This is a genomic window from Aeromonas sp. 19NY04SH05-1 (genome assembly GCF_040581895.1).
Lineage (GTDB): Bacteria > Pseudomonadota > Gammaproteobacteria > Enterobacterales > Aeromonadaceae > Aeromonas > Aeromonas enteropelogenes.
In genome coordinates, this window is sequence record NZ_CP095328.1 from 2,541,421 (window position 1) to 2,564,822 (window position 23,402).

Genomic DNA, 23,402 nt, shown 5'->3' on the forward strand with positions numbered 1-23,402 from the left:
CAATGCCAAGTTTTTTTTGCCAAGGCCCGCTTATGGCCGCTCGCCGGCCGCCAGACGGCGGTTGATATCGGCAAGCACAGGGGCGATGTCGGCTAGGGTATCAATCACATAGTGAGCCCCCGCCGCCCGCAGTTTGGCCTCCGTCGGTGCGCGCCGGGCGGCGATCTCCCCTTCGCTCATAGCAGCGAACTCTTCCCAGGTGGCGCCGAACTCGTTGCCGGAGACCGACAATCCCACGGTCCACATGCCGGCGTTCACCCCTTCGCTGATACCCGGCACGGCGTCATCCACCTTGATGCAGCGATGCACGGCGCTTATTCCCAGCTCAATCACGTTGGCCAGCGCCATCCATGGGCCGGGGCGACCGCCTGCCTTGAGATCGTCGGTGGCGACCCAGTGATCCGGGCGATAACCGTGATCGGCCGCCGCCGGCACCAGCGCTTCCATTACCGGACGGGGGTAACCCGAGCAGGATCCGATCCGCAACCCTTGAGCTCGCAGAGCCTCCAGCACCGGCAGCACACCCGGGATCGGGGCGGCGAAGCGGGTCACCGCGGCAATCTGCAGCGGCATAAAGGTGTGATAGAGGTGGTCCACCTCGGCGTGGCTCATGGGGTGGCCGAAGCGGGCCTGCCAGCGCGCATCCACCGAGGGCAGACGGCCGAGCGCCGCGATATGATCCCATTTGCCAAGGCCCATGGGCTGGCGCGCCTCATCCAGGGTCACAGCAAAGTCATAGGCGCGAGCAAAGGCCTCGACGAAGATGGAGGTGGGGGCAAAGGAGCCGAAATCGACGACGGTACCGGCCCAGTCGAGGATCAGCGCCTCTACATCTGTGGTCGGGTGGATGACAGTCTGCAAGTCAGTCATGGTGATCTTCCTGTTCCGGTGAAGAAGCGATCTCGCCGAGGGCGCGATCGAGAATGGTGATGGCGCGTACCAGATCGGCGCGGGCAATGTTGAGCGGGGGCGAGAGCTGGATGACGTTGCCCTGGGAGACCTTGAAGCTGAGCCCAAGCTCCAGACAGCGGTAGAGCAGCCGCTCGGCGGCCTGACTATTGCGGGTGCGACTCTGGTGATCGACCACCAGATCGAGCGCCCACAGAAGGCCGATACCGCGCACCTGGCCGATCAGCGGGTAACGCTCGGCAAGCGCCGCGAGCTCGCGCGCCATAAAGCGACCATCCTCTCGCGATTTTTCCAGCAACCTCTCTTCTCGGATGGTGGCGATGGTGGCAAGAGCCGCCGCGCAGCCGATGGGGCTCTTCTCGTGGGTATAGTGACCGAGCGAGATGGCCGCCGCCTGATTGAAACGATCCCGGGTGATGAGCGCGGCAAACGGCACCACCCCGCCCCCCAGCCCCTTGCCAAGGCAGATGATATCGGGCTCGATGCCGAACTCTTCGAAGCTGAACCAGTGGCCGGTGCGGCCCAGGGCGTTGGGGATCTCGTCGACGATCAGCAGCACCTTGTGGCGATCGCAGATCTCCCGCACCCGCTGCCAGTAGGCATTTGAGGGCACCTGCACATCCGTGTTACGGATCGGCTCGGCGATAAAGGCGCCAATTCCCCCCTCCTTCTCGATGACGTACTCCAGATAATCGGCGTAGTGCAGGTCATCCCCCTCCCCGCGATACCAGGCGCCGCGATAGCGGGTGGGGGGCGGGATGCGCTCCACTCCGGCCATCAGCGGGCCCATGCCGGCGCGAAAACAGGCCTCGCCACCGACCGAGATGGCATCGAGGGAGGCGCCGTGAAAGGCATCCCACAGGGACACCACCTTGCTGTTGCCGGTGATAAAGCGGGCGAGCTTCAGGGCAATTCCCACCACCTCGCTGCCACCGGGCGCAAACAGCACCCGGTTGAGATCGCTGGGAGCCAGTTCGGCCAGAGTGCGGGCGCAGTCGATGGCAACCCGATGGGTGTAGCGGCGCGGCGCAAACGGCAGATCGGCGAGTTGCTGCTGCACCGCGGCCACCACCTTGGGGTGACCGTGGCCCAGCTGATGAACGCTGTTGCCGTGAAAATCGAGATAGCGTTTGCCCGATACGCTGGTCAGCCAGCTCCCCTGCGCGCTCTCAAGCAGATCGAGACAGGGGGTGGAGAGCGCCTGATGGAGAAAGTAGCGGCTATCTTCCGCCAATCCGGCCTGTACATCTTCGCTCTGACCTGCCCACCAGCGCGCCCGACCCTCGCCAAGGTTGATATCCCCTTCGCTGTCGGCGCGGCCGCTGCCGTGCAGCTTATCGCCACGCAGATCGCGACCGTGAAGCGCTTGGCTCGTCATCGTGTTTCCCTCTGCCAGTAGCAGGCGCTGGCCATGGCGGCGAGCAGATCGCGCACCCGCTCTGGCGTCACGTCGCCGATATTGCCGATCCGGAAGCAATCGGCCTGGGAGACCTTGCCCGGATAGATGACAAAGCCCTGCCCCTTGAGCCGCTGGTAGAAGTCGGCGAAGCGGTAATCCGGGTGGGCCGGAGAGTAGAAGGCGGTGATGATGGGGGATTGCCATTTTTCTGGCAGCAGCGGCGCAAAGCCGAGGACGACCATCCCCGCTACCAGGGTGCGCTGGTTTTCGCGGTAGCGCCGATGGCGGGCGGCGATGCCCCCCTCTTCTTCCAGCTCGCGCAGGGCCTGGGCAAAGGCCAGCACGGTATGGGTGGGCGAGGTAAAGCGCCACTTGCCCCCCTGCTGCTCCATGGTCTGCCACTGGGCGTGCAGGTCGAGGGAGACCGAGCGGGCGCGACCTGCGCAGGCCATCAGCGCGGCGCGGCGGGCGATGACGAAGCCAAAACCCGGCACCCCCTGGATGCACTTGTTGGCGGAGCTGATGAGAAACTCGATGCCAAGGCGGCCCATGTCGATGGGGATACCGCCAAAGCTGCTCATGGCATCGACGATCAGACGAATGCCGCGGCGCTGGCAGAGCGCTGCCACCTCCTCAAGGGGGTTGAGCATGCCGGTGGTGGTCTCGCAGTGCACCATGGCCAGATGGGTGATCTCGGGGTGGCGCGCCAGCATCGCCTCGATGGCGGCGGGTTCCGGGCGGCTTGTCTCGCCGCAGTCGAGCTCATGGTGGCGCAGGCCAAGACAGCGGGCCATCTCCCCCATGCGGGCGCCGTAGGCACCGTTATTGATGATCAGCAGACACTCGTCGGCGCCTATCGCCGAGCCCAGCACGCTCTCCACCACATAGCTGCCACTCCCCTGCAGCAGCACGGCGCTGTAGTCGCTCTCATATTCAGGGCCGGTGGCGAGGCGCACCAGCTCGCGGCGGATGGGCTCGACCACACCGAGGTTGTAGTCCGCATCCCAGGTACAGCTGTCTTGCAGCATGGCGGTGCGCACCGTCGCGGTGGTCGAGAGGGGGCCCGGGGTCAGCAGCAGGTAATCGACGGCGGCAGGGGCCGCAGGAATGTGGGTCATGACTTCGCTCCTTTTGGTATATACCAGAATGAGCGCATTGTGGGTAACTGCCCCGCCAAGGTCAAAGGGGTGGCGCTACGTGCAACAAAAAATTCATTTTCAGCGCCGGGATCGCGATAATCTAGGAAGCCTGAACAACAGGGGCAACACTGGTCTTTACCAATGCACGTTGATGCCTACGCTTAGCGACCGGGCCGATAACCAGCCTTGTGCCCAACTCATTACACAACCAGGGATTTTCATGAGCAAACCCCAATACCTGCAGATCAAGGATGCCCTCACCAACCAGATCCTGGCGGGGGGCCTAGTCCCCAACGACAAGCTCCCCTCCGAGCGGCTGCTGGGGGAGCTCTACGGCACCACAAGGGTCACCATCCGCGAGGCGCTGGTGCAGCTGGAGGCGAACGGCCTTATCTATCGGGAGGATCGCCGCGGCTGGTTCGTCACCCCGCCGCGTTTCAGCCTCAACCCCAGACGCACCTCCAACTTTCACCAGATAGTGCTGGAGCAAGGGGGCGAGCCGCGCACCGAATTGCTGGAGAAGAGCCGCCAGGCGGTGCCCCCGGCGCTGATGGCGCGGCTGCAGCTCAAGCCGTTCGACAGCCTGTTTCTGCTCAAGCGGCTGCGCTACGCCAACGGGCGCGCCATCTGCTACTGCGAGAACCACTGCCTGCCAGCGCGGGTGCCCGGCCTGCTGGAGCTGGATCTCAACGGCAGTCTGACCGAGATCTACCAGGCCCATTACGATCTTCACTACGCCCGCATGCAGGTGCGCTTCTTCCCCACCGCCCTGCCGGACGAGGTGGCCAAGGTGCTGGGGGCCACCGCCGGTCTGCCCGCCCTGCGCCTCGAGCGACTCAACTTCGATCAGCACGGCCGGGTGCTCGACTTCGATCTGGAGTACTGGCGCCACGACAGTCTGGAGATCGAGGTGGATACCCAGGATTAGTCACGGACAAATCAGGAACGGCAAAACGTCACGGGGCCGTCACGATCACGTCATAAAGATCCCCTAGCCTCTCTCTCGACCAATCTGGTTTATACCAAGCCAACTTATATGGAGAAGAGGATGAAACAGGGAACCCATCTGCTGGCCGCCGCCGTGCTGGCTGCCACGACAGCGCCGGCACTGGCCGCCACCGATCTCACCGTCTACACCGCCTTCGAACCGGAGCAGCTCGGCGAGCTGAAAGCCGCGTTCGAGCGCCAGCATCCGGATATCAACATCAAGTGGGTGCGTGACTCCACCGGCGTGGTCACCGCCCGCTTGCTGGCGGAAAAAGCCCAGCCCAAAGCGGACGTGGTATGGGGACTGGCAGCTACCAGCCTGATGCAGCTCGATCAGCAGCAGATGCTCAATGCCTATGCGCCGAAAGGGCTGGATAAGCTCGACAGCCGCTTTCGCGACAGCAAGGCTGAGCCGCACTGGATCGGTCTGGACGCCTTCTTCAGCGCCATCTGCTTCAACAAGGTAGAGGCCGAAAAACAGGGGATCCCGGCCCCCACCAGCTGGGCCGATCTCACCAAGCCCGTCTACAAGGGCAAGGTGATCATGCCCAACCCCAGCTCCTCCGGCACCGGTTACCTGAGCGTCGCTGGCTGGCTGCAGACCATGGGCGAGCAGCAGGGCTGGCAATTTATGAACGGCCTGCACCAGAACATCGACCGTTACACCCACTCGGGCTCCGCCCCCTGCAAGCTGGCCGCCAGCGGCGAGACGGTGATCGGTATCTCCTTTGACTTCCCGGCTACCAGCCTCAAGGCCAAGGGGGCCCCCATCGAGGTGGTGTTCCCGAAAGAGGGTTCGGGCTGGGATATGGAAGCCGCCGCCATCATCAAGGGCACCCCCAAGCTGGATGCCGCCAAGCAGCTGCTCGACTTTGCCGCCACCGAACAGGCCAACGCCCTCTACAACAAGTCGTTCGCAGTGGTCGCCATCCCGGATGTAGCCAAGCCCAGAGCCGGTTATCCTGCCAACATCAAGGGCCAGATGATCGACAACGACTTTGGCTGGGCTGCCCGCGAGCGCAACGCCATCCTGGCCCAGTGGAGCGCCAGCTTCGACGGCAAGACCGAAGCCAAGCAGTAATCCTGCTGGGGACAGGTTTGTGCGATGGCAGCAAATCGCCGCCGACAGATCCATTGCCGAAGGCCAACCCAGGTTGGTCTTCGCTTTTTGGTTTTATACCCATGTTTGTGTCGCGCTCGATGGGCGGCACACCGCCCTTCCGCACGCAACCAAGCCACCCGCTGGCGACCCGTCGTTATCTGACTGTCATCAAGCCGTCATCCCGCTATCACCCAACCGTCATATTTCGCCCGCAAACTGGTATATACCAAATCAGTAGCGAGTCGCACCATGACCCAGCCCTATCTGGACATTCAACATCTCAACAAGCAGTTCGGTGCTTTTCAGGCCCTCAAGGGGATCTCTCTGACCATTGAGCCGGGGGAGTTTATCTGTTTTCTCGGTCCCTCCGGCTGCGGCAAGACCACCTTGCTCAGAGCCATCGCCGGGCTGGATCTACCGGACAGCGGCGAGATCTGGCAAGGGGGGCGCAATATTTCCCGCCTACCGCCTCAAGAGCGCGACTTTGGCATCGTATTCCAGTCCTACGCCCTCTTCCCCAACCTGACGGTGGCCCAGAACATCGCCTTCGGCCTTGAGAATCAGGGGCTGGCGCGGGATCTCATCAAGGAGCGGGTCGATCACTGGCTGGGGCTGGTGGATCTCACTACCCAGTCCCACAAATACCCGAGCCAGATCTCCGGCGGCCAGCAGCAGCGGGTGGCGCTGGCCCGGGCCTTGGCACTCTCCCCCGGCCTGCTGCTGCTGGACGAACCGCTCAGCGCCCTGGATGCGCTGGTGCGCACCCACCTTCGCAGCGAGATCCGCGCCCTGCAGCAGCGCCTTGGCATCACCACCATCATGGTGACCCACGATCAGGAAGAGGCGCTGACCATGGCCGATCGCATCGTGGTGATGGAGGGCGGCCGCATCGTGCAGGTGGGCACCCCGCAGGAGATCTACCACCAGCCTGCCAGCCGCTTCGTGGCAAGCTTTGTCGGCACCATGAACTTCCTCGACACCCTGGTGCTAAGCCCCAGCCAGGTACGCCTTAACGAGCAGCCGCTGACACTGGCCAACCGAGCCGCGGCCGGTAGCAAATTGCAGGTGGCGATCCGCCCCGAGGCGATCACCCTGGGTGCGCCGAGCGAGCCCTGTCTTGGGCAGCATGGCGTTGAAGCGCAGATTGATCAGGTGGAGTTTCTCGGCGCCGCCCAGCGCCTTATCTGCACCGCCGACACCTATCTGGGCCCGCAGCAAATTCTGGTGGAGCGCCCGACCCACGAGCTGCCCCGCTACGAGCAGGGGGGCTGGCGCAGCGGCATGCGCTGCTCGCTGCACTGGCCCGCCGGAGCGATGCAACTGTTTGAAGGAGAGCGCCCATGACAGCCCCCCTTGCGACCTCCTCCCTGCTGCCGCCAGCGACAGCCAGGCAAGACGCCCGCTGGCAGCGGCTCTGTCGCGGCTGGAGCCGGGATCAGCTGCTGCAACTGATTCTGCTGGTGCTCGGCATCGCCCTGCTCACCGGCGGTCTGCTGCTGCCGCTGCTCACCATGCTGCAAAAGAGCCTGCAGGATGAGAACGGCCTCTGGGTCGGCCTTGCCAACTTCAGCGCCTACTTCGACTCCCCTCATCTGGGGCGCACCATCGGCAACACCCTCTGGCTCGGGGTTTTAATCACCGCGCTGGTGGTGACCATAGCCTTTGGCTACGCCTATGCCCTCACCCGCACCTGCATGCCGGGCAAGCCCCTGTTTCGCCTCATCGGTTTGATCCCGCTCTTGATGCCCTCCCTGCTGCCCGCCATCAGTCTGGTCTACTGGTTTGGCAATCAGGGGATCGCCAAGGGGCTGCTCGGCGGCGAGAGCATTTACGGCCCCATCGGCATCGTCATTGGTCTGGGCTTCTGGTGTTTTCCCCACGCCCTGATGATCCTCATCACGGCGCTCGGTCAGAGCGATGCCCACCTCTATGAAGCTTCCCGGGTGCTGGGCAGCAGCGGCTGGCGCACCTTTGTCACCGTCACCCTGCCCACCGCCCGCTATGGTCTGCTCAGCGCTGCCATCGCCGTCTTCACCCTCACCATCTGCGACTTCGGGGTGGCCAAGGTGATTGGCGGCCAGTACAGCGTGCTGGCCACCGATATCTACCGCCAGGTGATCGGGATGCAGAACTTCTCGCTGGGCGCCGTTGCCAGCGTCACCCTGCTGCTGCCGGCACTCTTGAGCTTTGCGCTGGAGCACAGAGTACGCAGCAAGATGCAGGAGCAGAGCAGCACCAAGGCGGTGCCCTATCGCCCAAAACCCCATCGGCTGCGGGATCTGCTGGCCCTCGGCTGGTGCACGCTCTGGGCCCTGCTGTTTCTGGCGCTGGTGGGCATGGCAGTTTACGGCTCTCTGGTCCAGTTCTGGCCCTACAACCTCGGGCTGACGCTGGATCACTACGCCTTTGACAGCAACAGCGTCTATGGCTGGCAGCCCTTTACCAATACCTTGCAGCTGGGCCTCTTTACCGCCCTTGTGGGCACCGTGCTGGTCATGGTGCTGGCTTGGGCGCAGGAGAAGGGGCGCCACTTTGCATGGCTTCGCCAGTTGCTGCACCTCTTGGCCATGCTGTCGCTGGCGGTGCCCGGCATGGTACTGGGGCTGGGTTACATCTTCTTTTTCAACAGCAATCCGCTCTTTGGCGGCCTTTACGGCACTCTCTATGGCACTCTGCCGCTGATGGTGCTCTCCTGCGTCATCCACTACTACACGGTGGGTCATATGACGGCGCTGACCAGCCTCAAGCAATTGCCCAAGGAGCTGGAGCTGGTGGCCATCTCATTGCGAATCCCGCTCTGGAAGGCGTTCTGGCGCGTCACCCTGCCCGCCTCCCTGCCGGCACTGCTGGAGATCTTCATCTATCTGTTCGTCAACGCCATGACCACAACCTCGGCGGTGATCTTCCTCTATTCGAGCGACAGCGTGCTCGCCTCTATCGCCGTGCTCAATATGGAGGATTCCGGCGATACCGCCACGGCTGCCGCCATGGCCACCCTGATCCTGCTGGCTGCCGCCACCGTCAAGCTGCTCCAGCTCTTTTTGAGCCGCACCCTGCTGGATCGCACCCAGCGCTGGCGCCACCCATAACCTTATCGAGGAGTCATGATGTCCACTCTCCCCTTCTGGCTGGCCGAGGCGCTGGCCGCCGAACAGCCCGCGCCGCCCACGCCCCTAGTCGGCCACCACGAGGTCGATATCTGTGTCGTCGGTGGCGGCTTTACCGGGCTGTGGAGCGCCATCGCCCTTAAAACAGCCGAGCCACACTTGCGCATCACGGTGCTGGAGAAAGATCGCTGCGGCAGCGGCGCGTCGGGTCGCAACGGCGGCTGCCTGCTCACCTGGTCGGCCAAGTACCTGACCTTAAAGCGCCTGTTTGGTGAACAGCTGGCCGCCTGGCTGGTGCAACGCTCCGAGCAGGCGGTACACGAGATCGCCCGCTTCTGCGAAGCGCACCAGATAGAGGAGGAGCTGAGGGTCGAGGGTACCTGCTACACCGCCACCAGCGAGGCGCAGCGCGGCCTGATGGATCCGGTATTGCAGGCGCTGAAGCAGGCCGGTCTTAACCAGTGGCAGGCGATTGCGGAGGGTGAACTGGCGAGCCAAAGCGGCTCCCACGTTCATCTGGAGGGGCTCTACAGCCCTCACGCCGGCTCGGTGCAACCGGCCCTGCTGGTGCGCGGCCTGCTGCGGGCAGCGCGAGAACTGGGGGTCGAGGTCTATGAAGGCTCCCCCATGCAGCGCCTCGAAGGGGGCCAGCCTGCACGGGTACAAACACCACGGGGTGAGGTGCGTGCCCGCAAGGTGGTGCTGGCCCTCAACAGCGCCATGGTGCAGCACTTTCGCGAGTTTCGACGCAGTATCGTGCTGGTCTCCTCCGATATGGTGATCACCGACCCTGCGCCACAGGCGCTTGCCGCCCAGCAGCTTGAGCACGGCCGCTCCGTGGTGGATGGCCGCACTTTTGTCCACTACTACCGCTCCACTCCGCAAGGGCGGCTGATGCTGGGCAAGGGGGGCAACACCTTTGCCTTTGCCAACCGCCATCTGGCCGAGTTCGATGCGCCGAGCCGTTATCTTGCCCCCCTCACCCGCACCCTGCGCCGCTTCTTTCCGGCCCTTGCAGAGGTGCCCATTGCCGCCAGCTGGTGCGGCGCCTCCGACCGCTCGGTGGATGGCCTCCCCTTCTTCGGCCACTGGCGAGGGCAGCCCAACGTGGTCTATGGCCTCGGCTATTCCGGCAACGGGGTGGCCCAGAGCTGGATCGGCGGCCAGATCCTGGCGGCCCTGGTGAGAGATGAAGTACGGGAGGAGGACAAACCGTGGCGTGACTGCGCCCTGGTAAGCGGCCCGCGCGGCTATTTCCCACCGGAGCCGTTTCGCTGGCTGGGGGCCATGGCGGTGCGCAATGCCATCCGGCGCAAGGAGCGGGCGGAAGATGAAAACCGCCCGGTGGCCTGGTATGACAAACAACTGGCCAAACTTGCCGATGCGGCGGGCAAGGCGGATAAATAGGTCCCTCAATTCCCATTGCTCCAGTGGCCCATTTGTCACGCAGCCAATACGGCTCCTGGTGCAAATGGCAAAGCCCGTTCGAATGCGTCCCAGCCAAGAGAATCGTCAGCCACCCACCATGCCGACCCCAGGGTCGGCATATTGCGTTGAGGCCAATAGGCTGGCAAGGCGAGCCCACCACCAACGCCTCCTGAAACTGTCGTAGCCAGTACTGGATGACCGCCATCTCTCCTCGCCCCTGACAACTCTCCCTTGACATTGGATATAGCTCCAACGTTTAGCTTCTCTCACGCGCCCTAAGCCATACAGGGCCATATCCCACCCTATTCGAGATCTGGAGGAGCAATGAACAATGTGTGGAAAATAACCTTGGTCACGCTATGGAGTGGGCTCATTTGGGGGATTTACTGGCTGCTACAAGTTCTGCCTCAATGGGTGTCTGCCGCGCTGGACAAGGTGGCAAGTCTCGAGTCAGGGGAGCTGGCAAGTACTACGGCGACGTTTTGGCCTGAGGGAGGGTTACCTATCCCAACTCAGTGGGTCAGCTGGGCGATGGAGATTTACCCGATGCTGCTGCCATTTGCTTCTGCCCTGCTGTGGGTGGTTTGGGGGATAGGCGTGTTGTGCTTGTGGGGAGTGTTGCCACGCCTCGTATCCTGGAGGAAGGGGCCATGAGATCCATGAAGAAATACGTGAGGCACGCGCGCTCATCGCTGTCCTTTATGAAGCAGTTCGTTCGCTCACCCCGGGACGTAGGGGCTGTCTGGCCATCCTCCCAGTGGCTCTGCGACGGCATGATGGCAGGCATTGATCTGCAACGGGCCAGGTATGTGGCGGAGCTGGGTGCGGGGACCGGGGTGCTCACCCGTACGCTGTTACAGGCGCTGCCTGACAATGCCAGGCTCGATGCCTACGAGATCCACCCAGGCTTTATCTCTGTGCTGGAAACCATCCCGGATCCCAGGCTGGAGGTCTGCATGCAACCCGCCCAACAGCTGAACAAATCCTATGAGGTGATCTTCTCCGGCTTGCCCCTGCTGGCATTTACGCCCGCCCAGCGGCAGGCTGTGCTGGCCCGGGTCAAGGCATCCCTGCATCCAGGGGGGTACTTTATCCAGTTCCAGTACACCTCGCAGATAGAGCGCGAACTGTCCCATCACTTTGACTGGCAACGCCGCCGTGTCTGGCTCAATATGCCGCCAGCCTGGGTCTATCAATGCAGCTTCGGCTCCCCTGAAGGGAAATAGCCGGCTTGCAATCACACCTTGGACTTGATGCTGGTTCTGCCACTGCGAACGGCTCAGGTTGCTTATGCCAGTAGGCGACCGTGGCAACACCGGCATCAAGTCCAACCTGCGACATAAAGGGTTGCGGCTGCCAATATGCCACGTCCCTCCCGATAGAGGCCAAGCCTGACTAATATCCGCACTGATGCTTGATTGTCAGACGCTATCTCAGCTTCGATGTGGCCAAGGCCAAAGGTGGAATTTTTCCGTATTTCATAAATTCAGTGTCTGAAAATCTCTCGAACAAATTGAATATAACACCTCGCTAAGCCATGGGGGATTCATCATTCACCTGTCATATCTTCACGCGTGAACGAGTCAATTATTCTATGCAACAAGTACTGAGACTACGAAAAATATATGCGGCGCTAGATGAGCTTACCCCCTACTCTGTTTCAGTGATCTTGAATTTACTGTCAAGAGAGCCCAACCCGGATGACCAGTACCAATAGCCATATCGCTGGAATAAACCCATATTAAACCGCCCTTTATTCCCGACTACCAAAGAAAAATTGACATCTTTATTTAAAGCTATTCCGTTTGATTCTTTATCCATTTTGCCAAAATAATCCTTGTTAGGGTATATCTGTTTGAATGTGACATCTACAGGTATCCAGCCAATATTCTCAAGATAAAATTCAGACCACGCATGGAATGTATTGTCAGCCCGAATAGCCACAACATGTCTGGCGGGAATTTGCATTATCCTGAGTAACGTAATATATATACTCGACAAGTTTCCACAATCACCACCACCAGAATCCATAACTTCATTTAAGGGATGTAATCCCGTATTAGCATTTATATAGCTAAAATTAAGCGGAACATACTCGTACGCCATTCGAGCATAAGTCAAGATATCTGCCTGACTCTTTTCCCATAGTTTATTTGATATGGCTTGCAGTTTCTTATTTGACAGATTGATATATGGTAAATTATCCCTTGTGTAATTAATAAAATCAGCCCCCTTTTTATTGTATGGTTCTATCTTTTTTATCTTTAGTAGATCATAAAATTGATCATAGGTTGTCACCTGATAAGATACCGCAGACAATATATTCTCTCCGTTTTTCGGCGAGCTTTTTTCATCATAGACAAAGGATGCGTAACGCAACTCGCCATCATTAATTACTACCCCATTGTTTGTTTGGATATACTTGACATCCTGAACTCTATTTTGCAGTGGTAGCGGTATATTGACTATTAAATCCGATAAGGCAAGACCATTGTTTTTTGTATTTACACTCACTGTTACCGTGTAAGTTCTTGGATTGCTTTTGCTTAAATATGGTTCTTGCGCAAAAACAAAGCTGGAAAATATAAAAATACTAATGAATGTCATTTTTTTCATTCTTCCCTCTCCCCCAAAATATCGTCCTGCGCCTTGCCAAGAGGCTGACAACGCGCCCCCGTCAATTCAATCGCAACCACCTCTCTCCAAAGATGTCGCTATCACATACAAGGTAAAAAAGCAATCGGTATCCACTTGTCACAAGGGCTGGCGTCCCGCTGCCTACCCTGCTGCCACTCCCCTATTGGTTGCGCAGTCAATGTTGCTGTCATCCATCATCGATCTTGTTTTGGGCATGACAGACTGGGTGGTATGTGTTGCACACGATCCGAACTTCCAGAAATTGTCGCACAGAGCGTTGCATGACCGTCGTCAATTTCCGGGCGGGCCCCATTCGTTCTGTGCCGTATTTTGCCCGCCTGTTTGCTTTTATTTCGGCCTCCCAGCCATACAGGGTCATGTTCTTTCTCTTGGCGATCTTAAGTGGCGATACAGGATGGATTGGAGACATGGTTGATTAAACCAGGATATGGGTTCATAAGGGGTTGGCCCCTTCAAAATATGAGACTGCCTGATCATTATATTGGTCGTTGTATATCGATAGTGGCTGGCCAGAGTGGCCGTTTTTAGTTTTTATGGGTGAATAGAAGTATACGAGCCACATCTATGGGGAAATAAGGCATACGAGTTACATCATATATCTCGGGTGCACTGCTTTAATTCCATGTTTTCTTTCCAACCAATAAAACATACAAGGATGCGCAATGAAACTTTCGTTACTCACGTCTGCCTTGCTGGCAACCTCCTTATTTTCTGCAGCAACACTGGCTTCCGAGCCACCCATTCGCCTGGTGATCCACGGCGGCGCCGGCACGATTGCCAAAGCGACCATTACGCCGCAACAGGAGGCCGAATACAAAGCCAAATTGGATGAAGCATTGCAGGCGGGTTACAAAGTGCTGGAAAGCGGCGGTGCCAGTCTGGAGGCGGTGCAGCGGGCCATCAACGTGATGGAAGACTCGCCGCTGTTTAATGCCGGTAAAGGCGCTGTCTTTACCCATGATGGTCGTAACGAGCTGGATGCATCCATCATGGATGGTAAAACCTTGGCGGCAGGCGCGGTGGCTGGCGTGACCACCATTAAAAATCCGATCAATGCCGCTTATACCGTCATGACGCGCAGCCCCCATGTGTTGATGGTGTCCAAAGGCGCAGAGGTATTCCTGAAGCAAGAAGGGTTGGAGACGGTTGAACCCGCCTATTTCCGCACTGACTATCGCTGGCAGCAATTGCAAGAGGCCATTAAAAAAGAGCAGGTGGTGCTGGATCACGATGGCAAATCGGCTTACACCTACGATCCGCTGATGTATGACTACAAATTTGGAACCGTGGGGGCCGTCGCTCTGGATAAAGAGGGCAATCTGGCGGCGGGTACATCGACCGGCGGCATGACCAACAAGCGTTATGGCCGGGTTGGCGATTCTCCGCTGATTGGGGCAGGCACCTACGCGGACAACAATACGGTGGCCGTATCAGCCACAGGGAGTGGCGAGAAGTTTATCCGCACCGCAACGGCGTACAATATCGCCTCACAGGTGAAATACAACAAAGCCCCTCTGGCAACAGCGGCAGCCAATGCGCTCAATGAAGTGAAAGCCATTGATGGCAGTGGCGGAGTCATTGTGCTGGATGCCAAAGGCAACTACACCATGCTCTTTAATACGGTCGGCATGTATCGTGGTGCGATTGGCAACGATGGCAAAAAAGAGATTGCGCTGTTTGGGGAGTGATTTGGTTATCACACCTTGAGAGTGACTTGCGGACACAATGCAACCTCAAGCCAGGTGCCGCAGGTCATTCACCGTCAAAAAGTGAGAACCTCACGGTTTTCGATGCATGCTGACGATACAGGCTGATCCAAGACCCCCTGCCCCGCTATGCCGATAGACAGGCGTTTATCACAACCATAAAGCGTGCCGACCTGATGGTCGGCATTTGTCGCTCTGGTCTCATTATCAGGGATAATAATAAGTCAATGAACTCGTTTCGCATCACGTCACTATTGGTCGCCATCGACTATTTAATTATCTGCCATCTCTTCGTGCCCGGAAAATAGCGATGCCGGTTTCCGATCATTGTCACAGCTAACCACAGACTATCACAACTTGTCACAATATTGAGATTGACCTTGGAGTATAGCCAAAGGTTTAGCCTTCTCTCTGCATTTTAAAAATTCCTATAGAGGGCAGGCATTATATGAAGAAAACGTTATTTATTTCTGTCTGTTTGATCTGGGGCACCACCTGGCTTGCGATGGCCATTGCGGGACAATCTATCCCCTCGTTAACGGCTACCGCACTGCGTTTTATGGTGATGTCTCCCTTGTTGATACTTATCGCGTGCAAGGATAATGTGCCACTGCTGTTTCCTAGGGGGAAGCGGCATTATATGCCGATCGTTGCCCTCTTCTATTTTGCCATTCCGTTCTGGTTTATGCTGGAGGGAGAAAAATATATTTCATCGGGTCTTGCTGCCATTATTTTCAGCTATATGCCGATCGCCATCATGCTGCTCTCGTACTTCATCACAAAGCAGCATTTCAGCCTGCGCCAGATCCTGGCCCTGCTGGTAACCTTGTTGAGCCTCGTCAGTATTATCTCGATAGAGTCGGATATCTCGGGTAGCAACTATCTCATTGGCATTGTGCTGCTCACAAGCGCCGTGCTGCTGCATGCAATCATCTATATATTGAAGCAACACCGGCTTGGCCATATTCATGTGCTCACCTTTAGCGCCATCCCCAGCGGAATTGCCTCCCTCTTGTTGCTGATGGCCGGTTTGGTGACAGAACCCTTGGTATTCGCCGATATGCAGCTCTCCTCCCTGCTCGCCGTCCTTTATCTTGGCAGCATCGCTGGGGTCGGGGGGATAGTCGCGTATTTCAGGCTCAATGCCCTGGTCTCCCCGTTCAAGGCCTCGCTCTGCTTTCTGATTTTTCCGGTGATTGCCGTGGCGCTGGAAGCGGTGGTCACCGGGCGCAGCCTCTCCCCCTATTCCCTGCTTTTTATCCTGCCGCTGGCTGGCGGCATCTACCAGCTGATCAAACCCAAACGTGAAAACCCCAAGACCATTAGCGTAAAGCAAGGAGCAAACTGACTATCAGGCGGGGTATGATATTACTCACCTCGAGCGTCCGAATACGCTGCGCTATTCGAACCCCACGGCCCTTGGTCCACCATCAACAGTGCCGACCCGCGGGCCGGCATTTTGTGGCCTGAAACTATTTATTGATCGTTGACCCATTTTTGCTCACCTCCGGTTGTACGCCCCTTCCCCTGTTGGTTAACATCCCCCTACTAAAAATAAATGTATTAGTAGAAAAAATCGTGTTGGATTGCGACTTTCCTCACGAAAGTGAATTGGCTTGATAGGTCATTTTCAAAAATTATGAATATTCGATTATGCTTCGCTAATCGAACCTACTAACTATTTCTAATGAATATATCACTTCATACTTAACAGCAAGGGTAAAATATGGACGCAGAAAAAATACAATCTGACATTGATGCTTTGTTAACCTATATGAATGATGATATGGAGAGTTTGGGAGAGACTATAAAGACTGTCGAATTTGGATTCAACGAGAATGAAACCGATCGTATTGCTGTTGACAAACTCTTACATTGGTCAGGGGAGCACCTTTTCAAGATCATAAACATCTGCAACTCTCGTGGTCTTATGAGAAAGACTATGGGTAATTTCTCACATATTAGATTAACAGAGGAAGGTCAAAGTAGAGCTATATCTGTTAAACATGGTAAAGATCGCTCATATGAGTTAGGTGCGAACATGCAAATATCGACATTAAATGTTAATGCACCCTCTCAAATTGGAAATGGAAACACTCAAAATATAAACCAAGTCTTCAACCAATTAATTCAAGACATTGAGAATTCTCAAGCTTCAACTGAAGAAAAGAACGAAGCGAAAAAGCGGCTTGCTAAATTTCTCGAACACCCCCTTGTTAGCTCCATAGTTGGAGGGGTTGCTGGCTCACTAACTGGATTTATTTAATTATGGATGATCTACAAAAAACAATTAAGTTACGCTGTACTTTCTGTCACTCTGAACAGTTTGCCATACCTTATTCTAATTACACACCCCCCTGCCATAGTTTTGTTGTATGTGCTAATTGTGGTAGAGAAAATGATGTTACCTCCTTATTGATTACAGCAAAATCAAAAGGATTTTTGATGGCTCAAGATTATGCAGAAGAGTTAATAGATAAAATGAAAGCGGACATAGCCAAATCATTTAAGAACAGTAAGTTTATAAAAATAAAGTAATTTAACGTTCATTAAACACTGACAATACATGTAATGAAATGTAGATTATAATTGCGAAGCGTATTCGGACGTACGCAGCCATCTCATATGTTGGGCTTCACAAGCTCAGCACCAACCTACAACGCGGGAAATAATGTAGGTTGGCGCTAAACGAAGTGAAGCCCAACGTTTAAACGCCATAAAAAAAGCCGCCCTAAGGCGGCATTTTTATTAGAGATAACGGGCGATAAGGAATTACCAGCCGGTTACTTCACGCAGGGCTTTGCCGATATCGGCCAGGGAGCGCACGGTTTTGACACCAGCATCTTCCAGAGCGGCAAACTTCTCGGCGGCGGTACCCTTGCCACCGGAGATGATGGCGCCGGCGTGGCCCATGCGCTTGCCGGGAGGCGCGGTGACACCCGCGATATAGGAGACCACCGGCTTGGTGACGTGGGCCTTGATATAGGCGGCCGCGTCTTCCTCGGCGTTACCGCCGATCTCGCCGATCATCACGATAGCTTCGGTCTGCGGGTCATTCTGGAACATCTCCAGGATGTCGATAAAGTTGGAGCCCGGGATGGGGTCGCCACCGATACCGACGCAGGTGGACTGGCCAAAACCTTCGTCAGTGGTCTGCTTGACCGCTTCGTAGGTCAGGGTGCCGGAGCGCGACACGATGCCCACCTTGCCCGGCTTGTGGATGTGGCCAGGCATGATGCCGATCTTGCACTCGCCCGGGGTGATGACGCCGGGGCAGTTCGGGCCGATCATCCGCACGCCGGTTTCCTGCAGCTTCACTTTCACGTCCAGCATATCCAGGGTCGGGATGCCTTCGGTGATGGTGACGATCAGCTTGATGCCGGCGTCTATGGCTTCCAGGATGGCGTCCTTGCAGAACGGCGCCGGGACATAGATGACGGAGGCGGTGGCGCCGGTGGCTTCCACGGCGTCACGAACGGTGTTGAACACCGGCAGGCCCAGGTGGGTGGTGCCACCCTTGCCCGGGGAGACGCCGCCAACCATCTGGGTGCCGTAAGCGATGGCCTGTTCGGAGTGGAAGGTACCCTGACCGCCGGTAAAGCCCTGGCAGATCACCTTGGTATCTTTATTGATCAGAACGCTCATCAGTTGGCCTCCGCTGCTTTGACGACTTGCTGCGCGGCATCGGTCAGACTCTTGGCCGCAATGATGTTGAGGCCGCTCTCGGCCAGCTTGATACCACCCAGCTCGGCGTTGTTACCCTCCAGGCGCACTACCACGGGGACCTTGACCCCCACTTCCTTCACGGCGCCGATGATGCCTTCGGCGATCATGTCACAGCGCACGATGCCACCGAAGATGTTGACCAGTACGGCTTTGACGTTGCTGTCGGAGAGGATGATCTTGAACGCTTCGGTCACCCGCTCCTTGGTGGCGCCACCGCCCACGTCCAGGAAGTTGGCGGGAGAGCCGCCGTGCAGGTTGACGATGTCCATGGTACCCATGGCCAGACCCGCGCCATTGACCATGCAGCCGATGTTGCCATCGAGGGCCACATAGTTCAGCTCCCACTGGGCGGCGTGCGCTTCGCGGGGGTCATCCTGAGACGGATCGTGCATCTCGCGCAGCTTGGGCTGGCGATAGAGGGCGTTGGCGTCGATGTTGATCTTGCCGTCCAGGCAATGCAGGTTGCCCTTGTCGGTGATGACCAGGGGGTTGATTTCCAGCAATGCGAAGTCGCAATCCAGGAACATCTGGCCCAGGCCCATGAAAATTTTGGTGAACTGCTTGATCTGATCACCGACCAGACCGAGTTTGAAGGCCAGTTCGCGAGCCTGGTAGGGCTGCGGGCCCACCAGCGGATCCAGGGTGGCCTTGTGAATGAGTTCCGGGGTTTCGTGGGCGACTTTTTCAATCTCCACGCCACCTTCGGTAGAGGCCATGAAGACCACGCGGCGGCTACCACGATCGACCACGGCGCCGAGATACAGCTCCTTGGCGATGTCGGTGCAGGACTCCACCAGGATCTTGGTGACCGGCTGGCCGTTGGCATCGGTCTGGTAGGTCACCAGGTTCTTGCCAAGCCACTGCTGGGCGAAGGCACGGATCTCGTCCTTGCTCTTGGCGAGCTTGACGCCGCCCGCTTTGCCGCGACCACCGGCGTGGACCTGGCACTTGACGACCCAGGTGTTACCGCCAATCTTGTCGGCCGCTTCGGCCGCTTCCTGCGGGGTAGCACAGGCATAACCTTCGGAGACCGGCAGGCCATACTCGGCAAACAGCTGTTTTGCCTGATATTCATGCAGATTCATAGATGCTCTATCCGTGTTGTAGGTATTTCCGTCCGGGGCAGAGGTTTCTCAATCCCCTGTATGGGGGGCCTCAAGGGCCCCTTGTTATCTTTCTTACGCTCGGGTTGACTCAGACGTCCAGCAGCAGACGGGTCGGGTCTTCCAGCAGCTCCTTGACGGAGACCAGGAAGCCGACTGACTCGCGGCCGTCGATGAGACGGTGATCGTAGGAGAGCGCCAGGTACATCATCGGCAGGATCTCGACCTTGCCGTCGACGGCCATGGGACGGTCCTGGATCTTGTGCATGCCCAGAATGGCGCTCTGGGGCGGGTTGATGATCGGGGTGGACATCAGGGAGCCAAACACACCACCGTTGGTGATGGTGAAGTTGCCGCCAGTCAGCTCATCCACGGTCAGCTTGCCGTCGCGGCCCTTGCCGGCCAGATCCTTGATGGCCTTCTCGATGTCCGCCAGGCTCATGCTGTCGCAGTCGCGCAGCACCGGGGTCACCAGACCACGGGGGGTGGAGACGGCGATGCTCACATCGAAGTAGTTGTGGTAGACGATGTCGTCACCATCCAGCCCGGCGTTCACTTCCGGATAGCGCTTGAGGGACTCCACGACCGCCTTGACGTAGAAGGACATGAAGCCGAGCTTGATGCCGTGCTTCTTCTCGAAGATCTCGCCGTACTGCTTGCGCAGCTTCATGATGGGCGCCATGTTGATCTCGTTGAAGGTAGTCAGCATGGCGGTGGTGTTCTTGGCCTCCAGCAGACGCTCGGCGATGCGCTTGCGCAGACGGGTCATGGGCACGCGCTTCTCGCTGCGACCGGCCAGCGGGGCCACCGGCGCGGCCGGCGCCGCAGTGGCGACCGGGGCAGCGGCAGCCGCCTTGCTCAGCCCTTTGATGTAGGCTTCCACGTCTTCCTTGGTGATGCGACCACCCTTGCCGGTGCCGGACAGCTTGGCGACATCGATGTCGTGCTCGCCGATCAGGCGGCGCACGGAGGGGCTCAAGCCCTCTACGGCGTCATCGGCCACCACTTCCACCGGCTTCTCGGCAGTCTCTTCACCGGCCACGGGAGCCGGCTTGAGCATGGCGATCAGCTGGCGGGAGAGTACGGTCGCCCCTTCCGCTTCCAGAATATCCCCCAGCACACCGGCTTGCGGTGCCGGCACTTCCAGCACCACCTTGTCGGTTTCGATGTCAACCAGCACTTCATCACGGGCAACCAGATCACCGGGCTTCTTGTGCCAGGTGGCGATGGTGGCATCTGCCACTGATTCCGGCAGGTCCGGTACCTTGATCTCGATAGTCATCTAATCAGTTCCTTTTTACTTCTATGCCAGAGGCTTATTACAGGGTAAGGGCATCTTCCACCAAGGCTTTCTGCTGCTTGGCGTGGACGGACATGTAACCGACGGCGGGTGAGGCCGAGGCCGGACGACCGGCATAACGCAGACGGGCATGGCTTGGCAGCACGCTGTCGTAGTGATGACGGGTGCAGTACCAGGCACCCTGGTTCTGCGGCTCTTCCTGACACCAGACAAAATCGGTGACATGGCTGTAGTCGGCCAGGATGGCGCGCACTTCCTCTTCCGGGAAGGGGTAGAGCTGCTCAATGCGCACCAGGGCCACGTCCTGCTGCTCCGCCTTGCGACGGGCATCGAGCAGGTCGTAGTAAACCTTGCCGGAGCAGAACACCACGCGCTTGACCCCTTTCGGATCCAGCGCATCGATCTCGCCGATGGCGTTCCGGAAGGTGCCTTCGGCCAGCTCTTCGAGCTTGCTCACCGCCAGCGGGTGGCGCAGCAGGGATTTGGGCGTCATCACGATGAGCGGACGGCGCATCGGGCGCACCACCTGGCGGCGCAGCATGTGGAACACCTGAGCCGGGGTAGACGGCACGCACACCTGCATGTTGTGCTGGGCACACATCTGCAGATAGCGCTCGAGACGGGCGGAGGAGTGCTCCGGGCCCTGGCCCTCGTAACCGTGGGGCAGCAGCATGGTCAGACCGCACATCCGCCCCCACTTCTGCTCGCCGGAGGAGAGGAACTGGTCGACCACGACCTGGGCACAGTTGGCAAAATCGCCGAACTGGGCTTCCCAGATGGTGAGACCAGCCGGCTCGGCGCTGGCGTAGCCATATTCAAAGGCCAGCACCGCGTTTTCGGTCAGTACGGAGTCGTAAATCTCGAACGGCCCCTGCTCGTCGTGCAGGTTGCACAGCGGAGTGTAGGTGCTGGCATCGGTCTGGTTGTGCAGCACGGCGTGACGGTGGAAGAAGGTGCCACGGCCGGAGTCTTCACCGGTGAAGCGGATGCGGGAGCCCTTGTCCACCAGGGTGGCGTAAGCCAGGGTTTCGGCAAAGCCCCAGTCCAGCAGTTTCTCGCCGGCGGCCATCAGTCGACGGTCTTCGTAAATCTTCTCGACCTGGCGCTGCAGCACATGGGTCGCCGGATACTGGCTCACCCGCTCGCCGAGGGCCTTCAAGTGATCCATCGGCACTGTGCTGTCATAGGGCATATTCCAGTCGTGACCGAGGTAGGGCGTCCAGTCGACGGAGTGCAACTCCATCGGGCGCCACTCCTTGCTCACCCGCTCGCCCCGATCCAGAGTGTCGCGGTAGTCGTTGACCAGGGTAGTGGCCAGCTCCTGGGTGATGCTCCCTTCCGCCACCAGCTGATCGGCGTAGATCTTGCGCGGGGTCGGGTGCTGCTTGATCTTCTGGTACATCAAGGGCTGGGTCGCGCTCGGCTCGTCTGCCTCGTTGTGGCCGTGACGACGGTAGCAGACCAGCTCGATCACCACGTCGCGCTTGAAGGTGTTGCGATAATCCAGGGCAATCTGGGTCACCAGCACCACGGCTTCCGGATCATCCCCGTTGACGTGCAGTACGGGTGCCTGAACGGCCTTGGCGATGTCGGTGCAATATTCGGTGGAGCGCAGATCGCGGTGATAGGAGGTGGTGAAGCCTACCTGGTTGTTGATGACGATGCGCACTGTCCCGCCCACGCCATAGGCACGGGTCTGGGACATGTTGAAGGTCTCGGCCACCACGCCCTGACCGGCCATGGCGGAGTCACCGTGGATGGTGATGGGCAGCACGGTCGAGCCATCCTTGTCACCACGGCGATCCATACGAGCACGCACGGAGCCGATGACCACGGGGTTGACGATCTCGAGGTGAGACGGGTTGAAGGCGAGCGCCAGGTGGACGTTACCACCCGGAGTGGCGAAGTCGGACGAGAAGCCCATGTGGTACTTCACATCGCCGGTGCCCCAGGATTCACCGTGCTTGCCGGCAAACTCGTCGAACAGTTCCTGGGCACGTTTGCCCAGCACGTTGATGAGTACGTTCAGGCGACCACGGTGGGCCATGCCGATGACGGCCTCTTTGCAGCCCTGCTCACCGGCGCGGCGGATCAATTCTTTGAGCATGGGCACCATGGCATCGCCCCCCTCTAGGGAGAAACGCTTGGCACCGGGGAACTTGGCCCCCAGGTATTTTTCCAGCCCTTCGGCGGCGGTCAGGCTCTCGAGGAAGCGGGTCTTCTCTTCGAGGGTGTAGCTCCCCGTCCCTTCGATGGATTCGAGACGCTGTTGCAGCCAGCGTTTCTCTTCAGTCGAGGTGAGGTGCATGTAGTCGGCACCGATGGAGCCGCAGTAAGTCTTCTTCAGCGAGGCGTAGAGATCGGAGAGCACCATGGTCTCGGGACCGATGGCGTAGGAGCCCACGTTGAAGGTGGCCTCCATGTCTGCGCCCTGCAGGTTGTGGAAGGCCGGATCCAGTTCGGCAACGGGCTCGCGCTGCCACAGACCCAGGGGGTCGAGGTTGGCGTTCTGGTGACCGCGGAAACGGAAGGCGTTGATCAGTTGCAGCACCCGCACCTGCTTTGCATCCACCTGGGGATCGGAGACGGGGGCACTGAAACGGGAAGCGTCCTTGGCCAGACGACGGAAATAATCGCGGACCTGGGAGTGGGGTTGTTCAACCGCATGGCCATTGACTTGCGGCAGGTCCTGGAACAGGCTGCGCCACTCATCGGATACGGATTCGGGGTTTTCCAGGAAGGATTCGTACAAATCCTCAATATAGCTTGCATTCGCACCAGCCAGGTGAGATGACTCCAACCAGGCCTTCATCACGCCGTTATGCATTTCTATCCCTT

General features: G+C 58.5%; 19 protein-coding genes. 11 read left to right on the forward strand and 8 right to left on the reverse strand.

Annotation, left to right across the window (positions count from 1 at the left end):
- Positions 1–30 precede the first annotated feature (30 nt).
- Genes phnX through phnW form a run of 3 tightly spaced genes read right to left on the reverse strand, consistent with a single transcriptional unit; the run spans position 31 to position 3,426 of the window.
- Entirely contained in the window at positions 31–870 is an 840-nt protein-coding gene (gene phnX, locus MRK42_RS11645) for a phosphonoacetaldehyde hydrolase (RefSeq protein WP_354688265.1), read from the reverse strand.
- On the reverse strand, positions 863–2,287 hold the full coding sequence (locus MRK42_RS11650; protein ID WP_338610016.1) for an aspartate aminotransferase family protein: 1,425 nt from the start codon (positions 2,285–2,287) through the stop codon (positions 863–865). Before MRK42_RS11650 ends, phnX begins: the two co-directional genes overlap by 8 nt.
- Positions 2,284–3,426 (reverse strand): 2-aminoethylphosphonate--pyruvate transaminase, encoded by a 1,143-nt coding sequence (phnW, locus tag MRK42_RS11655; protein WP_338610018.1) that lies wholly within the window; start codon positions 3,424–3,426, stop codon positions 2,284–2,286. Before phnW ends, MRK42_RS11650 begins: the two co-directional genes overlap by 4 nt.
- A gap of 241 nt (positions 3,427–3,667) precedes the next feature.
- Between phnW and phnR the strand changes: the two genes are divergently transcribed.
- From phnR to MRK42_RS11685, 6 genes are all read left to right on the forward strand, one after another.
- Positions 3,668–4,375 carry a phosphonate utilization transcriptional regulator PhnR gene (gene phnR / locus MRK42_RS11660; RefSeq protein WP_338610020.1) on the forward strand — a complete coding sequence of 236 codons (708 nt, stop codon included), beginning with the start codon at positions 3,668–3,670 and terminating at the stop codon, positions 4,373–4,375.
- Between the two features lie 120 nt (positions 4,376–4,495).
- Entirely contained in the window at positions 4,496–5,515 is a 1,020-nt protein-coding gene (locus MRK42_RS11665) for a putative 2-aminoethylphosphonate ABC transporter substrate-binding protein (RefSeq protein ID WP_338610022.1), read from the forward strand.
- Between the two features lie 270 nt (positions 5,516–5,785).
- Positions 5,786–6,880, forward strand: a complete 1,095-nt coding sequence (locus MRK42_RS11670) for a putative 2-aminoethylphosphonate ABC transporter ATP-binding protein (protein ID WP_338610024.1) — start codon at positions 5,786–5,788, stop codon at positions 6,878–6,880.
- Positions 6,877–8,625, forward strand: coding sequence for a putative 2-aminoethylphosphonate ABC transporter permease subunit (locus tag MRK42_RS11675; RefSeq protein ID WP_338610026.1), 1,749 nt, complete (start codon positions 6,877–6,879; stop codon positions 8,623–8,625). Before MRK42_RS11670 ends, MRK42_RS11675 begins: the two co-directional genes overlap by 4 nt.
- Before the next feature lie 18 nt (positions 8,626–8,643).
- Entirely contained in the window at positions 8,644–10,050 is a 1,407-nt protein-coding gene (locus MRK42_RS11680; protein ID WP_338612475.1) for an FAD-dependent oxidoreductase, read from the forward strand.
- A 722-nt stretch (positions 10,051–10,772) separates the two neighbouring features.
- The gene (locus MRK42_RS11685) at positions 10,773–11,297 is read left to right on the forward strand and encodes a methyltransferase (RefSeq protein WP_167335327.1); all 525 of its coding nucleotides are present in this window, start codon (positions 10,773–10,775) and stop codon (positions 11,295–11,297) included.
- 424 nt (positions 11,298–11,721) lie between these two features.
- Here MRK42_RS11685 and MRK42_RS11690 read toward each other — a convergent pair whose 3' ends face one another.
- A complete protein-coding gene (locus MRK42_RS11690; RefSeq protein WP_338610029.1) occupies positions 11,722–12,687 on the reverse strand; it encodes a transglutaminase domain-containing protein in 966 nt (321 codons plus the stop codon).
- A gap of 302 nt (positions 12,688–12,989) precedes the next feature.
- On the opposite strand from MRK42_RS11690, the gene MRK42_RS11695 reads away from it, so the two are divergent.
- The 5 genes from MRK42_RS11695 to MRK42_RS11715 all read left to right on the forward strand — a co-directional run bounded on the left by MRK42_RS11695 (position 12,990) and on the right by MRK42_RS11715 (position 16,973).
- Entirely contained in the window at positions 12,990–13,148 is a 159-nt protein-coding gene (locus MRK42_RS11695) for a hypothetical protein (protein WP_338610031.1), read from the forward strand.
- A 243-nt stretch (positions 13,149–13,391) separates the two neighbouring features.
- Positions 13,392–14,417, forward strand: a complete 1,026-nt coding sequence (locus tag MRK42_RS11700; RefSeq protein WP_042071518.1) for an isoaspartyl peptidase/L-asparaginase — start codon at positions 13,392–13,394, stop codon at positions 14,415–14,417.
- Positions 14,418–14,883: 466 nt separating this feature from the next.
- Positions 14,884–15,783 (forward strand): DMT family transporter, encoded by a 900-nt coding sequence (locus MRK42_RS11705; protein ID WP_338610034.1) that lies wholly within the window; start codon positions 14,884–14,886, stop codon positions 15,781–15,783.
- A gap of 378 nt (positions 15,784–16,161) precedes the next feature.
- Positions 16,162–16,701 (forward strand): hypothetical protein, encoded by a 540-nt coding sequence (locus MRK42_RS11710; RefSeq protein WP_338610036.1) that lies wholly within the window; start codon positions 16,162–16,164, stop codon positions 16,699–16,701.
- A 2-nt stretch (positions 16,702–16,703) separates the two neighbouring features.
- Entirely contained in the window at positions 16,704–16,973 is a 270-nt protein-coding gene (locus MRK42_RS11715; RefSeq protein WP_338610038.1) for a hypothetical protein, read from the forward strand.
- A 234-nt stretch (positions 16,974–17,207) separates the two neighbouring features.
- Here the strand turns inward: MRK42_RS11715 and sucD are convergent, their stop codons facing one another.
- From sucD to sucA, 4 genes are all read right to left on the reverse strand, one after another.
- The gene (gene sucD / locus MRK42_RS11720; RefSeq protein WP_042028888.1) at positions 17,208–18,080 is read right to left on the reverse strand and encodes a succinate--CoA ligase subunit alpha; all 873 of its coding nucleotides are present in this window, start codon (positions 18,078–18,080) and stop codon (positions 17,208–17,210) included.
- On the reverse strand, positions 18,080–19,246 hold the full coding sequence (gene sucC, locus MRK42_RS11725) for an ADP-forming succinate--CoA ligase subunit beta (RefSeq protein WP_042071523.1): 1,167 nt from the start codon (positions 19,244–19,246) through the stop codon (positions 18,080–18,082). The genes sucD and sucC overlap by 1 nt, the downstream gene beginning before the upstream one ends.
- Before the next feature lie 109 nt (positions 19,247–19,355).
- Positions 19,356–20,546 (reverse strand): 2-oxoglutarate dehydrogenase complex dihydrolipoyllysine-residue succinyltransferase, encoded by a 1,191-nt coding sequence (gene odhB / locus MRK42_RS11730; protein WP_224209771.1) that lies wholly within the window; start codon positions 20,544–20,546, stop codon positions 19,356–19,358.
- Positions 20,547–20,583: 37 nt separating this feature from the next.
- Positions 20,584–23,391, reverse strand: coding sequence for a 2-oxoglutarate dehydrogenase E1 component (gene sucA, locus MRK42_RS11735; RefSeq protein ID WP_338610042.1), 2,808 nt, complete (start codon positions 23,389–23,391; stop codon positions 20,584–20,586).
- Positions 23,392–23,402 lie beyond the last annotated feature (11 nt).

What these genes read in the sequence shown, in the direction of transcription:
- MRK42_RS11670 (WP_338610024.1), top strand. Translation starts at nt 5,786, where the DNA reads ATGACCCAGCCCTATCTGGACATTCAACATCTCAACAAGCAGTTCGGT.
- MRK42_RS11680 (WP_338612475.1), top strand. Translation starts at nt 8,644, where the DNA reads ATGTCCACTCTCCCCTTCTGGCTGGCCGAGGCGCTGGCCGCCGAACAG.
- MRK42_RS11675 (WP_338610026.1), top strand. Translation starts at nt 6,877, where the DNA reads ATGACAGCCCCCCTTGCGACCTCCTCCCTGCTGCCGCCAGCGACAGCC.
- sucD (WP_042028888.1), bottom strand. Translation starts at nt 18,080, where the DNA reads ATGAGCGTTCTGATCAATAAAGATACCAAGGTGATCTGCCAGGGCTTT.
- MRK42_RS11710 (WP_338610036.1), top strand. Translation starts at nt 16,162, where the DNA reads ATGGACGCAGAAAAAATACAATCTGACATTGATGCTTTGTTAACCTAT.
- MRK42_RS11650 (WP_338610016.1), bottom strand. Translation starts at nt 2,287, where the DNA reads ATGACGAGCCAAGCGCTTCACGGTCGCGATCTGCGTGGCGATAAGCTG.
- phnR (WP_338610020.1), top strand. Translation starts at nt 3,668, where the DNA reads ATGAGCAAACCCCAATACCTGCAGATCAAGGATGCCCTCACCAACCAG.
- MRK42_RS11715 (WP_338610038.1), top strand. Translation starts at nt 16,704, where the DNA reads ATGGATGATCTACAAAAAACAATTAAGTTACGCTGTACTTTCTGTCAC.
- MRK42_RS11690 (WP_338610029.1), bottom strand. Translation starts at nt 12,687, where the DNA reads ATGAAAAAAATGACATTCATTAGTATTTTTATATTTTCCAGCTTTGTT.
- phnX (WP_354688265.1), bottom strand. Translation starts at nt 870, where the DNA reads ATGACTGACTTGCAGACTGTCATCCACCCGACCACAGATGTAGAGGCG.
- MRK42_RS11695 (WP_338610031.1), top strand. Translation starts at nt 12,990, where the DNA reads ATGACCGTCGTCAATTTCCGGGCGGGCCCCATTCGTTCTGTGCCGTAT.
- sucC (WP_042071523.1), bottom strand. Translation starts at nt 19,246, where the DNA reads ATGAATCTGCATGAATATCAGGCAAAACAGCTGTTTGCCGAGTATGGC.
- MRK42_RS11685 (WP_167335327.1), top strand. Translation starts at nt 10,773, where the DNA reads ATGAAGCAGTTCGTTCGCTCACCCCGGGACGTAGGGGCTGTCTGGCCA.
- MRK42_RS11700 (WP_042071518.1), top strand. Translation starts at nt 13,392, where the DNA reads ATGAAACTTTCGTTACTCACGTCTGCCTTGCTGGCAACCTCCTTATTT.
- odhB (WP_224209771.1), bottom strand. Translation starts at nt 20,546, where the DNA reads ATGACTATCGAGATCAAGGTACCGGACCTGCCGGAATCAGTGGCAGAT.
- sucA (WP_338610042.1), bottom strand. Translation starts at nt 23,391, where the DNA reads ATGCATAACGGCGTGATGAAGGCCTGGTTGGAGTCATCTCACCTGGCT.
- MRK42_RS11705 (WP_338610034.1), top strand. Translation starts at nt 14,884, where the DNA reads ATGAAGAAAACGTTATTTATTTCTGTCTGTTTGATCTGGGGCACCACC.
- phnW (WP_338610018.1), bottom strand. Translation starts at nt 3,426, where the DNA reads ATGACCCACATTCCTGCGGCCCCTGCCGCCGTCGATTACCTGCTGCTG.
- MRK42_RS11665 (WP_338610022.1), top strand. Translation starts at nt 4,496, where the DNA reads ATGAAACAGGGAACCCATCTGCTGGCCGCCGCCGTGCTGGCTGCCACG.